The sequence below is a fragment of the Cytobacillus pseudoceanisediminis genome (assembly GCF_023516215.1).
GTDB lineage: Bacteria > Bacillota > Bacilli > Bacillales > Cytobacillaceae > Cytobacillus > Cytobacillus pseudoceanisediminis.
Genome location: NZ_CP097349.1, coordinates 4,946,704 through 4,959,531 on the forward strand (window position 1 = coordinate 4,946,704; position 12,828 = coordinate 4,959,531).

At 35.5% G+C, this 12,828-nt stretch carries 15 protein-coding genes; 13 read left to right on the plus strand and 2 right to left on the minus strand.

Annotation, left to right across the window (positions count from 1 at the left end):
• Positions 1 to 81 precede the first annotated feature (81 nt).
• The 8 genes from M5V91_RS26355 to galU all read left to right on the plus strand — a co-directional run bounded on the left by M5V91_RS26355 (position 82) and on the right by galU (position 8,874).
• Positions 82 to 642, plus strand: a complete 561-nt coding sequence (locus M5V91_RS26355) for a CpsD/CapB family tyrosine-protein kinase (protein ID WP_284521605.1) — start codon at positions 82 to 84, stop codon at positions 640 to 642.
• Positions 643 to 672: 30 nt separating this feature from the next.
• On the plus strand, positions 673 to 2,124 hold the full coding sequence (locus M5V91_RS26360) for an oligosaccharide flippase family protein (RefSeq protein ID WP_251175046.1): 1,452 nt from the start codon (positions 673 to 675) through the stop codon (positions 2,122 to 2,124).
• 1 nt (position 2,125) lies between these two features.
• Entirely contained in the window at positions 2,126 to 3,385 is a 1,260-nt protein-coding gene (locus M5V91_RS26365; protein WP_284521606.1) for an O-antigen ligase family protein, read from the plus strand.
• Between the two features lie 9 nt (positions 3,386 to 3,394).
• The gene (locus M5V91_RS26370; RefSeq protein WP_374940703.1) at positions 3,395 to 4,447 is read left to right on the plus strand and encodes a glycosyltransferase family 4 protein; all 1,053 of its coding nucleotides are present in this window, start codon (positions 3,395 to 3,397) and stop codon (positions 4,445 to 4,447) included.
• Positions 4,448 to 4,544: 97 nt separating this feature from the next.
• Complete coding sequence (locus M5V91_RS26375; RefSeq protein ID WP_251175048.1) at positions 4,545 to 5,900, plus strand: sugar transferase; 1,356 nt, start codon at positions 4,545 to 4,547, stop codon at positions 5,898 to 5,900.
• A gap of 73 nt (positions 5,901 to 5,973) precedes the next feature.
• Positions 5,974 to 6,747 carry a glycosyltransferase family 2 protein gene (locus M5V91_RS26380; protein ID WP_251175049.1) on the plus strand — a complete coding sequence of 258 codons (774 nt, stop codon included), beginning with the start codon at positions 5,974 to 5,976 and terminating at the stop codon, positions 6,745 to 6,747.
• Positions 6,748 to 6,945: 198 nt separating this feature from the next.
• Entirely contained in the window at positions 6,946 to 7,806 is an 861-nt protein-coding gene (locus M5V91_RS26385) for a hypothetical protein (RefSeq protein ID WP_251266898.1), read from the plus strand.
• Between the two features lie 183 nt (positions 7,807 to 7,989).
• Entirely contained in the window at positions 7,990 to 8,874 is an 885-nt protein-coding gene (gene galU / locus M5V91_RS26390) for a UTP--glucose-1-phosphate uridylyltransferase GalU (RefSeq protein WP_251175051.1), read from the plus strand.
• A gap of 228 nt (positions 8,875 to 9,102) precedes the next feature.
• On the opposite strand, the gene M5V91_RS26395 is transcribed toward galU, so the two are convergent.
• On the minus strand, positions 9,103 to 9,327 hold the full coding sequence (locus M5V91_RS26395; RefSeq protein ID WP_251175052.1) for a hypothetical protein: 225 nt from the start codon (positions 9,325 to 9,327) through the stop codon (positions 9,103 to 9,105).
• Positions 9,328 to 9,709: 382 nt separating this feature from the next.
• On the opposite strand from M5V91_RS26395, the gene M5V91_RS26400 reads away from it, so the two are divergent.
• From M5V91_RS26400 to M5V91_RS26420, 5 genes are all read left to right on the plus strand, one after another.
• Positions 9,710 to 10,039, plus strand: coding sequence for a signal peptidase I (locus M5V91_RS26400; protein WP_284521607.1), 330 nt, complete (start codon positions 9,710 to 9,712; stop codon positions 10,037 to 10,039).
• Positions 10,011 to 10,268 carry a S24/S26 family peptidase gene (locus M5V91_RS26405; protein WP_284521608.1) on the plus strand — a complete coding sequence of 86 codons (258 nt, stop codon included), beginning with the start codon at positions 10,011 to 10,013 and terminating at the stop codon, positions 10,266 to 10,268. Before M5V91_RS26400 ends, M5V91_RS26405 begins: the two co-directional genes overlap by 29 nt.
• A 20-nt stretch (positions 10,269 to 10,288) precedes the next feature.
• Entirely contained in the window at positions 10,289 to 11,002 is a 714-nt protein-coding gene (locus tag M5V91_RS26410; protein WP_251175054.1) for a hypothetical protein, read from the plus strand.
• Positions 11,003 to 11,191: 189 nt separating this feature from the next.
• Positions 11,192 to 11,452 carry a hypothetical protein gene (locus tag M5V91_RS26415; RefSeq protein WP_019383228.1) on the plus strand — a complete coding sequence of 87 codons (261 nt, stop codon included), beginning with the start codon at positions 11,192 to 11,194 and terminating at the stop codon, positions 11,450 to 11,452.
• Positions 11,453 to 11,675: 223 nt separating this feature from the next.
• Positions 11,676 to 12,308 carry a protease inhibitor I9 family protein gene (locus M5V91_RS26420; protein ID WP_251175055.1) on the plus strand — a complete coding sequence of 211 codons (633 nt, stop codon included), beginning with the start codon at positions 11,676 to 11,678 and terminating at the stop codon, positions 12,306 to 12,308.
• Between the two features lie 95 nt (positions 12,309 to 12,403).
• Here M5V91_RS26420 and M5V91_RS26425 read toward each other — a convergent pair whose 3' ends face one another.
• Positions 12,404 to 12,691, minus strand: coding sequence for a helix-turn-helix domain-containing protein (locus M5V91_RS26425; protein WP_308937093.1), 288 nt, complete (start codon positions 12,689 to 12,691; stop codon positions 12,404 to 12,406).
• Between the last annotated feature and the right edge of the window lie 137 nt (positions 12,692 to 12,828).

Genomic DNA, 12,828 nt, shown 5'->3' on the forward strand with positions numbered 1-12,828 from the left:
GGTGTTTAAAAAAAGAAAATAAAAAAATATACCAAGATGGTCCAACAAAGTGGCCAATCCATTTGTTCAGAGCAAATTCGTATGATTAGTACTTATATAGAACATTTATATGATAGTGAATCCCCATTATTAATGGTAACTTCACCCAGTGAGGAGGGACAGAAATCTATTATCTCTTCTAAATTGGCGATTGCTTTTGTCGAACAGGGAAAAAAGGTGCTTTTGGTAGATGCAAATATTCGCAGCCCTTCACTCCATCATTGGTTTCAGATGAAGAATGAAAATGGATTTACAAATGCAGTTAGGTATGCGGAAAGCATCCATTTGAATAGTAAAGAGACGCTTATTCCAAACTTATTCGTAATGCCTGCAGGTCCAGTTCCTTCAAATCCATCAGAAATATGGGTAGCCAGCAAAATAAAGGATATGGCAAGCTGCTGCAGGACAGAATACGATGTTGTTATTTTTGAGGCACCGCCTATTTTATCTGCATCAGATTCTCAAGTGTTAGCGAGTTATTGTGATGGAACCATATTAGTACTTAAGGAAAACAAGACAAAAAAAGATGATGCTTTCAAAGCAAAAATGAAGTTAGAACGGAAAAACAGCAAAATATTAGGGGTTATTTATCAAACAGGTTAATGCCTAACTAACACGCGGGTGGCTATGCCATTGAAAAAATTACAGAAACATACTATAGGAAAAAATATATTTCACTTATTTTATAGTACCGCCTTATCGAGTGGTTTAAATGCTGCTGCCTTAATTATTTTAGCTAATTATCTTCAATCCTATTATTATGGCATGTTTAGTGTAGCGTTAGCTTTTGCAATGATTATGGGATATTTAACAGATGCCGGGCTGAACAACATTGTGTTAAGAGAAGGATCTAAGAAAGACGTGGACCTATCAATTCTAATTTCCTCTTATTTGAAGGTTAGAATCATTTTACTTGCTGTTTCTCTCTTATGTGGATTTGCCATAATTCATTTTACAAATTCATGGAATAAAGAGTTCATTTTAACATCATATTTTTTAATTATTCCTATGGTGTTAGGGCTTACTCTGCAAAGTATTGGAACCATATTCTTTCAAATGATTGAGAGAATGCACTATTGCGGCTTAATCCGGATTATAGCCTCTGTTTGTTTAGTTGTCACATTGTCTGCTGGATTAATATTTAATTTAAACCATTTAATCATCTGCACTTTATACGGCTTTTCTTACCTGGCAGCAGGAGCGTTTGGAATATATAAAGTACGCCAATACGTGCAAATACGAATGAAAAGTTCGTTTCATAAGGGACTATTGCGAAATATTGGATCATTTTCGCTTGGTGGCCTGCTTTTTGTCATTTTACCTCATTTAGGCCCTCTTATTATAGAAAAAACTTTGACCCTAAGTGAAGTAGGCATATTTGCAGTTGCATACCGGATCCCCCAGGCACTGCAGCAAATCCCGTTTATTATAGCAGGAGCTTACTACCCTGTGTTATTCAGGGCATATAATAATAATCAACTACAGGAGCACTTACATAAAAACATTACTCTTATTAAACTGATGGCATTGGCTGGTATAACGATAACAGTTCCCCTGTATGCTAAATCGGATGCAGTTATCCGTTTATTATTTGGTGAAATGTGGATTGATGCTTCATTTCCGCTAAAGATTTTATCTTTAATGGTTACTCTGCAGGCTATAAATATTGCATTAGCTGACGGGCTAACTACTAAAGGGCTGCAATCTTACCGAACTGCCATACAGGCCATAGCCATTATTACAGGCATCCTTTTATATATTCAGTTCAGTAAATCATATGGCATAGCCGGTGCTGCATGTGCAGGAGCGGCAATTGAAGGAATTGCACTTTTGGGGTTTTGGATCTGTAATCCTAATCGCTGGATAATAGCAAAAAAAGCTTTATTTCCATATTTATTATTTTTTGCTATCTGCATCTGCAGTATAAAACTGTTTACTGATTCTCACTATATCATCGTTTTCTTATTTCATTTTCTTCTATTGGTTCTAGTCATTTTCATAGATAAAGAGATGAAGAATATGATTCTTGATGTTATGACAAGAGTACTTAATAAATGGAGGGTCAAGGAAACGCAGGGAGGATAAGATGGACCAAGGTATTATGATCAGAAAACAAAAAGCCAGCTTCACACTATTCTTCCTTTTTTTGCTCGTAACTATGGCAAATTATTATATTTACATCGGTTTTGCCATAAAGCCATACTTGATCTTTTCTTTTTTATATTTACTAGTCCATATAAGTTCATTTTACTTTCAGCGCCTGCATGGATTTGAAGTGGCAATGCTGATTTTTTACTTAATGTATAGTTTTACAGGAGCGTTTGCGTTATATCCCTCTGCAAGTATAAGAATTTTACTGGGGATTATACTTTATATTGCATGTTATTTCATTATTAAATCAATCATCGGCCGTACTAATAATTGGACTATCGAAAGAGCTATTGCCGATGCAGGTGTTTTGTTTAATACCCTAAGCCTCATTTTATATTTGATAGGGCTGCAGAGACTCGGCTTTGACTTTGAGGGTGACAGAATCTATGAATGGGGTGTGATGCTTGACCGTAATTACCCAAGGTTAATCGGAGTACTGCAGGATCCAAATTACTTTGTCTTTTATAATACTCTCTTTTTCTGTTATTTTTTATGCCATTCAAAATCCATGAAAAATAAAATGGGATTGCTCCTTTGTATTCTTACAAATTTATTAACCTTTTCAAGGGGAGGACTATTAGTATTATTGATTATTCTATGCCTTTATATTTTGAAAGATAAGCCTTTAAAAAGGATAAAGCTTCTAGCTGGGATGGTTGTTTCTCTATCAGCTGCTGTTTACCTTGCGGTCTTCTATATGAAATTAGATCTTTTCAGTATCTTAGGATCTAGAATAGAAGATCTTGCAGAGGATGGCGGAAGCGGAAGATTGGAATTATGGGGAAGAGCCTGGGATTTCTTTGTTTCCAATAAGTATTTAGGAATTGGAGCTTATAATTTTCCCGAATATAATTCATTTCAATATGGTGATTCGCTTCAGGTCCATAACACCTTTTTGGAGATTTTATCAGAATCAGGATTAATCGGCATATCCTGTTTCGGTGTGTTTATTCTTACAGTGTTTATGCAATTGATCCAAAGTAAGTTATATAGAAACAAACCCTATCTCTTACTTGTTTTTTTTGGAATAATACTTCAAATGGGATTCCTCTCGATCATTATTAACGATATGTTTTTTTTGTACTTAGCGATCCTATCAACCTATTTGCATAATGAACGGAACAAAAATCAAATAAATCAGCGAGGCGCAGTGATTTATCCTGTCCATTCCGCAGAAAAAATGAATAGGAGGTGAAGGCAAAGCGTGAATATCCTGGTTATTACAGACAAATTAGATTTCGGAGGAGCTGAAATGTATTTTTGTAAATTAGAGAACCTCATGCATGATTCAAATATTACTTTTCACTTTGCAGCAGGACACGGCCAACTGTACGAAAGAATCAAAAATAAACACCGTTTTCACGAACTAAGCAGAACGAGCCATACTCAGAATATGAAGAAACTGGTAAAGATAGTTTCTGATGAAAAAATTGACCTGGTTCACGCGAATAGTTTAAGGATGGTTCTTTACTGTATATGTGTCAGAAAAATATCTGGCATTAAATTTAAAATAATGTATACAAAGCATAATGTAACAATCCTTGAGAATAGAAGCCGCAGGGTCTTTGCCTATTTAATAAATAGGTATGTTGAAAGAGTGATCACAGTAAGTGACTTTGAAAAAAACAACCTTATTAAGGCTGGGATAAAGGCAAACAAAATTAAGACTGTGTACAACGGAGTAGATTTGAACCAATTTGGCTTTAATCAAGAGGAAAAAGGTGATTTTTTTAAAGTTGGTATATTAGCAAGATTATCTGAGGAAAAAAACCATGAATTATTTATTAGAATTGCAGATCAGCTAAGAGATAAACCGCAAATTATATTTTATATTGCGGGTGATGGTCCGAGGAAGCAAAAAATCAAAACCATGATTGAAACCTGCAATCTGTCTCATAAGGTTAAATTGATTGGTTCTGTGAACAGACCGGAGGAATTTATAAAAAATATAGACATTCTGCTCTTAACTTCTTATCGTGAGGTATTCCCAATGGTTATTTTAGAGGCTATGGCTGTGGGAACCAACGTTATTTCTATAGATCGGGGCGGTATAAGGGAAGCCATTATTGATAAAGAGACTGGTTTTTTAATAAGCAGTCATTCAGCAGAAGAGTTTTGCCGAATAATACTAGAAATGGAATCCGATGAGTCACTTAAATATAAGCTAATTGAAAATGCCAGAAGAAAAGTGGAGGATGAATTCTCATTAGATAGCATGGTGGAAAATACTCTCGGGGAGTATCGGAAGTGTTATTAATATGTGCTATTACAAATCCGTCCTCTGAGCTGGAAATTCCTATTATGGATTTGAGCCAAACTTCCCCCAAGGACACTGTGAAAAGGAGTAGTGTAAATTGATTTTGGCCATTTTGGATATCGGGTTGGTTTTTTTAGGGTATATAGTGACTATTTGGTTTTACCATGTATTTTCAATACCTGCAGAATTAGAATCCTTAAATTTACTCTGGTTATTGGTACCCTCAGCAGCAGCTTTCATCTTTTTCTATTTCTTTGATTTATATAAGAATTTACGCGGAAATTCTTTAAAAACACAGCTTTATTCCCGTGTTTTACCAATGATATTATTTTCAATCTTCGTTTCCGCTTCATCCGGCTTAGGATCCTTATTGTTTTATCGGAAAAGCTTCTTTATTGAAGCATTCTTTATCCAAATTATTTTGCTGGCGGCCGTTCATGCCGGAATATGGCTTATTGCTAATAAATTACATGGCCGTAAAAGAGTAATCATTATTTGTGAGGATGAGAATACTGGCCAGTCTTTGGCACAAAAATTCCATAGGCATAAGTGGTTTGAAATTTCAGGATATTTACCTTTAAATCAAATAGCGCATTTAGAAAACTACGTAAATAAATTCGATGTATTTCTCCTTGCACCTACTATAATCGGACAGTTAAAAAGCGACATCCTCAACTTATGCATCAAGAACGGGAAGGAGGTCCTGATCGTTCCTCATGTTTCGGACTTGTTTGTACAATCTGCTAAATCACAACAAGTTGGTGATATGCTGGTAATTCCAATTAATGCTCCTGGATTAAACATTTGGCAGCGGATAATTAAACGGGGTTTTGATGTAGTCACATCAGTAATCCTGCTTGTACTTGCAAGTCCGATTTTTTTACTGTTGCTTATAATAATCCCACTGACCTCTAGTGGTCCAGCTATATATAAACAAGAACGGATAGGGATAAATGGAAAACCATATTGGATCTATAAATTCAGAAGTATGATAGAGGATGCTGAAAAAATAACCGGTCCTGTATTGGCTGCAAGTAAGGATACAAGGATAACAATAATTGGAAGATTCTTAAGGGCTATTCGTTTAGATGAGCTCCCCCAGCTCCTTAATGTATTGAAAGGGGAGATGAGCTTAATTGGTCCAAGACCGGAAAGAGAATTCTTCATTAGCCAATTTAAAGAAAAACTTCCCGATTATCCTTATAGATTATCAGTTAAACCGGGCATTACAGGACTTGCTCAAGTATTAGCTTACTATTCTACGACCGCTGAGGATAAGCTGCGCTTTGATTTATTATATGTGCGAAATTATTCCTTTTCATTGGATCTAAAAATTTTGTTTCAAACATTGCAAGTAGTCCTTCAGCGAGATAGAGCTCAAGGATTATTGAAGAATAACAATTATGGACATCAGAATCTAATAAAAAGTCTGAAACAAGATAAGGCAATTTAGAGATTACTTTCTAATCATTTGTTTATGAAGATATACTCCAACATGAAAAATGAATATTGAGGAGATGCCAAAAATGGGAACTTCAGTTCAGGATCTTGTTTCGATTATTACTCCGTCATATAATTCTTCAAACTATATTTGCTCTGCAATCCAATCCGTTAAAGCACAAACTTTTCAGAACTGGGAATTGATTATTATTGATGATTGTTCTTCTGATGACACATTAGAGAAAGTAAAAAAAGAGATGCATGATGAATCCAGAATTAAAGTAATACAGCTGAAAGAAAACAAGGGTCCTGCCTATGCCAGGAATTTAGGTATTGCAGCAGCAAAAGGGAACTACCTATCCTTTCTTGACAGTGACGATATTTGGCTTCCGGAGAAACTGGAAAGACAGTTAATGTTCATGAAAAGAAATCACATAGCTTTTTCATATACAAGCTACAGAATAATGAATGAAAGCGGGGAAAAAGCAAAAGAAGTTATTTATGTCCCGCCAAGAACGACTTATCATAGCTTACTAAAAAATACGGCGATAGGGACACTTACTGTAATGCTTGATATAAGACAATTAGGGTTCGTGCAAATGCCTTTATATAGAGATTGTTCAGAGGATTTCGGACTTTGGCTTTCCATTTTATCTAAAGGGATCCATGCATATGGCCTAAATGAGGAGTTGGCTATTTATAGAAAGAGAGAGCATTCCCTATCAGGCAATAAACTCAGATCCGCTCAAAAAACATGGAATACCTATAGGAAAGTAGAGAAAATTAATTTCGCTTCCGCACTATGGTATTTTGCAAATTACTCAGTAAATGCCTTAAAGAAGCATTCAATAATCAGTTAATAGAAAACAGTTAACCGGCTCTCAAGAAAAAATTAGGGGCTGGTTCTTTTCTTTTACTTATTGTTTACTAAAGAATAATTGAAATCAATCATTCGAATTCTTCCAATTTAAATATTAATTTTGGATGCATAGGTTATTCGTTTATTCGTTGAATTTAAAGATACATACAATATAGTAATAAATTGGATGGAGTGAGTTATGATGGCAGAAAATCCAAATATTGTTTACGTTGAAGATTTCGCCGGCAGTACAGCACAATCGAAAATTCAGGCGGCAATAAATTTCGCCTTTCAAAATAATAAAAAAACCGTTATTGCAGCAAATAAGGATTATTACATGACAGGTAACGTTATTATCAAACAGGGGGTGAAGCTGCAAGGCAGTTATGGGACAAGATTTATCATTGGAGCAAACGTTAGAGGATTTGAATTAGAGAGGGATGCTTCGCTGTGGAACGCCAGAATTATGGTTGATTATAAAGGCTACACCAAAGAGGTTATTTATTTGGACGGAAAGCATAAGTACTATAACACATGGCATAATGCTTCACTAAATAACATTGTGATAATAAATTGGTCAGGAACAGTATCAGGAACTGGAATTCACTTGTATTCAGGCGGGAGTGGACATGAAATCTCTTTTGTGAATTTTATGGATATCAAAATTGTAGGATTTGCGAGAGGGCTTTATTTAAAAGCAGTTAAACCTGCAAGCGGATTTGCTTACGTGAATGCAAATCGTTTTGATAAGATTTCTTTGGATGATTGCATTGATAATATTATCTTGGAAGGGAGCGAAACCATTCCAAATGAATGCAGCGGAAATTCCTTCACAAATTTACAGATACAGCCAACACCCAACACTAAACGAATTATGACCATTCAAGGGCAAATTAATAAAGTTGACGGAATTTGCTGGGATCTGGAGCAAATACAGCATTCGGACCCTATTTTTATATTTAAAGCAGAAAGCAATTATAATTATTTAGACATGAGAACAATACCTGCAAATCGCATCTTAAATAGTGGGAAATCAGGCAACCGCTTCGAACCACTTTAATAAACATTTAATACAGTTTAAGGTTCGACATGCAGTGTTAAAGATTCCTTTAAAAAATCTAGAGCCTTTCTAGCAACTCATTTGAAGTTTTTCTTCTGATTGTAGGCAGTAGTGCATACTAATAGTAGTACGAGACAAGGGAAATGCAGATACTGCTTAAGGAGTTTTTTTGGGGGATCTTACATGAAAATTCGAAAAGCAATCATTCCGGCTGCGGGTTTGGGAACTAGATTTTTACCGGCAACTAAATCACAGCCAAAGGAAATGTTGCCTATTGTTGATAAGCCAACACTTCAATATATTGTAGAGGAGGCAGTGGAATCCGGGATAGAGGAAATTCTAATAATAACAGGAAGAAATAAAAGTTCGATTGAAGATCACTTTGATAAATCTTTAGAACTCGAACTTGAGCTCGAAGCAAAGAAAAAATATGAATTACTAAATGAAGTGCGCTCTATCTCAGAGATGATCAATATTCATTATATTCGGCAAAAGGAGCCAAAGGGACTTGGTCATGCGGTATATTGTGCAAAAAGCTTTATTGGCAATGAGCCTTTTGCAGTTCTATTAGGCGACGATATTGTATATGGAAAAAAACCATGTTTAAAGCAATTGATAGAAGCCTATGAAGTATATAAAACAACAATTCTCGGAGTCCAAACAGTAAATACAAATGAAATCAGTAAATACGGCATAATCCAAGGTGAATATATTAAAGAAAGCATATTCAAGGTAAACAGTCTGATTGAAAAACCCTCTATTAAAAATGCTCCATCTAATATAGCAATTCTGGGCAGATATATCATTACTCCTACGATTTTTGATATCCTCGAAAATGCCCCTCCAGGATTAGGCGGTGAAATTCAGTTAACAGATGCACTAAAGGAATTGTCAAAGGCAGAATCACTATTTGCGATTGCTTTTGAAGGAACTAGGTATGATGTTGGGGATAAACTGGGTTTTTTACAGGCAACAATTGATTTTGCGCTAAGAAGAGAAGATCTAAGAGAAGAATTCCTTAGCTATCTATTTAAAATTCTAAAGAAAGAGAAAATACTCGTAAAATAAATCGTGGATTCCCTGTTATATAAAATCATCGTTTAGAAAGAATCCTATAATATAATAACTTTGTGTAATTGAAGATATTTGACATTATTTTATAAAGAGCAGCGGCTTTTCAATTCTGGTCCCACCAATGAGCAAAGCAAATGGAACCAGAATAGGAAAGCTATTTTATTTATTCTGACTAATAAAAGAGATAAGGAAAGAGTAATATCCCAAAAGATATCAATTTCTTTAATAAAGCGGCTGCTGGTTATGACAAGGAGGAAATCCATTAATATCCTGAATCATAAAGGCATCATATTGCTTTAAGGCAAATTGAGCTTGATACAAGTATTCAATAACAAGAACCTTTGTACCTGATACTCCGCATAAAACCCACGTTGCACCTTGCCCATTGGTGAATGAAATCCCAACAGGCTGGCCTGTTAAATATCTGATTTTTTGCTGCAAAGGCATTGCCATCACTCCTTTTGTATATCCTATTAGATTGGAAAAAATGGATGCCTGTATGATTTACCGTGTTGAAAACAAGCTGCAGCTGAAATTTTTATAATAGTACAAGCCTTAAGCAGACAAAGCTTGGGGGAATTACTTAGGTGATATAGACTGGTTATTTAGGCATGCTTCGGCTATCTGCGCATATTTTTAAGAAATCCAGTTCCTCAATCCTGGATTTTTAGGAATGAATACCTGTATCTTCATGAGTAATTTCCTCTCTTAAAACCCCAATACAACAACTTTTAGAACTGTGCAATAATATAATTATTAATCAGAATAGTAATTAAATTCTGATTAAATCTGTCAATATTATTACTAATCATATATACGGGAATAGAGGGTGAGTATTGGAAAAAGTAATGTTTTTAGTAAAAAAACAGTCCCAGCAGCAATTATATTATTCATCATGATGATCATACTTTCCATCTTTGCAAGCATTAGCAGCAACAAACCATTAACCGTTTTTGGATTTAAACCGCTGACCGTATTGTCGAATAGTATGGTTCCTGTCTTTGAAGCGGGGGATGTCATTATTACTAGAGAGATTGATGCAGAGGACCTTAAAGAAGGTGACATTATCTCTTTTTACAACGAAGAAAAGAACCTCATTACCCATAGAATAACATCTATCGTTGAAAAAAATGGGGAAAGACTTTTTTACAAAAGGTGATAACAACAATACGGCGGATGAAGAGGCTATAACAGCAGGTGACATAGCAGGAAAAGAGCTGTTTCATATTCCGAAGCTCGGTTTTCTTTCCAACTATACGAAAGGGCCGATGGGCTTTCTGCTGTTCATTGTTCTTCCATTAACAGGTTATATTTGTTTAACCGTATATGAAAAATTGAAGCAAGCGAAGAAGCAAGAGAAGAAGCAAGAGGAGTTTACCAAATCATAATAAATAATAGGGGGATACACATGTTTAAGTTGAAAAATGCCTTTTTAGGAAGTGCGTTAGTCGGAGCGATTGTTGTGTCAGGCAGTTTTGGTACATATTCCTGGTTTACCTCCCAGACGAATGCTTCAGGTGAGATTACAAATGGCACACTGGAAATTAACAACAGCCAGGACATGCAGACAAAAATTATCGAAGCTACCGGGTTTGCTCCTTCTCAATTAAAATATGGGGAGTGGCTGAAAATAGAAAACACTGGAGATATGGATGCTTATCTGAAAGCTACATACAATCAGTCTCTAAGCACAGATGTTCCTTTAGATGCCTATAAGGTTGGATACATTGCCTATAAGTTTTCAGAAGGGCAAGAAATGACCGAGGATATTCTGGAAGAATCAAGAATTTATCTTGACCAGCTTTTCAAAGGAACGACTAATGAAGTTACGCAGGCAGCTAAGACCATTGCTCCTGGAGTTGAAATGATCGTAGGGTTTGTAGAGGGAGCAGAGGCTGAACCAGCTGCAAAAGGCATGGCAGGAAAACCAAAGATGTTGTTAGGCGATGGATCAAAAGAGGGTGAGAAGCATGAGTTCTGGCAATTAAACGATGACCAGTACATCGATCTTTCTTTCGCTATTAAACTTAATGAAAATGCAGGAAACGAATATCAGGGAGTTACATATAGTTCAAACTTAAATGTAACAGCTAAACAAATGGATGATGGAGCAAAATATTAATTAGTTTTATAATATTAATAACAAGCCACTGAATGTACAAAACGGTGGCTTGTTATTTTTTAGTCGCTATTAATTTTGCGTAATGGATGTCTTCCTATCAATTTACGATTACAATAAAATGGTGAAAGTGACATTGTGCCAGTTGTATTCAATAATATTGTCCAAAAATATACAAGGAGAGATAGATAAATGGCAGACACAGATCAATTAATAAATTCTTTTGAAGAGATCAATTTCAATCAATATCAAATGCCGATTATTTGCATATTCTCAAATCCAAAAGATTATCGCGGAATGTTTGTTGCACGAATTTTCGATACGGATAAGCCGACAGAATATATAATCATGAGAGTCAGTTTAGATGCAATAAGAAAGGAAATACCGGATGGTTTCACTTTAATGCCTAAATCTGCTGATGATGATTCTGCGTTAGTAGAAACCTGGATTTGATAGAGAAAGGTTTTTTGTCCAAATACAACAGGAAAATAGTTGTGTATCCTTTTGTCTATATATATCTTAATGTTTATAAATTAGTGATTTTTCTGCTTTTCATTCGTTGAAATGGTCCTATTTAACCATCAATTATCCATGTTTACTTTGTTGAATTAACCCCAATGACAATCTAATTGTCAGAAAATATAATTAGAGTCAGTAAAGTAGAGGGGTTGAATCAATGAGTAAAAGTAAATATTCAAAAGTGGCATTAAGCCTTGGACTGCTCATAGGCGGTGTCGCACCAATAGGCTATGAATCTATTGGACATGCAGAAACTCAATCAGATGCCATGAACATCTTAGCCAGTCTAACGAAAGAGCAGCGCGAAGCTTTGCAAAAGCTAGAAGCCAACCGGTCTTTGCAGGGACTCCAATTATCTAGGGATATTGATTTGGAGAGCACAGAAGAAGTGAATGTTATCGTGGAATTTAAACAGCTTCCAGCAAAGGTAGAAAAAGTTCAAAAATCGTTGAAGGGGGAAGAGGTTTCTCTTGAAGCGGCCAAGAAAAAGATAGAGGCGTCACACAAAAAGTTTGCGAAAGACCTGCAGGACAAAATAGGCAAAAAGGCTAAATCGGGAAATGCAAAGTATGAGATCAAACATACATATAAAAATGCTTTAAATGGAGCCGCTGTAACACTTCCGGCAAACGAAATCCAGAATCTTCTGGAATCGGAAGTCGTGAAAGCAGTTTACAGTGAGTTAGAAGTAAAGCTTGCCCCGCCTAAATCCAATGAGGAAGAGGGCTCAGCTACAAAAGTAGACAGTATTCCTTTTCTAATCTATTTTTCTATGGATGCACTGGATTAGACTGTTAAAGCATTGATGTCAGCGGAATAATTCCCCCATTGCCGCTTTAATGAGCATTATATAAAATTTTAACTAGGGTACCCATCCATTTTGAATTATTCTAGTTGCCGGAAGTTGAATTTATTAATCAAATGGTCAGGGGGAAAGTATCTTGATATCTTTAGATCGCATGATCTCCTCTTCAATATTAATTCCGAGCCGTTTAGAAAACAGCAAGTGATTTCTGGAGAATAATCTGTAATCCCCCTTTCAATTTTACTGACATGTGTATCAGAGCAAATCCCCTCACCAAGCTGCTGTTGTGTTAATTTAGCCTTCTCACGATAAAATTTAATAGTTTTTCCCTCATATATGCAAAATTCACCCCATAGCTGAAAGCAGATTTTTTAAAGGTAAAAATCCTAATAGCTAGAAATCCTATTTTGGTCATCAACACTTGCTGAGTTCTATATTTATTATTGATATCAAATTATGTTTCATTATAATGAAATTTGATGGAATAATATTTTTGAAAAATTCT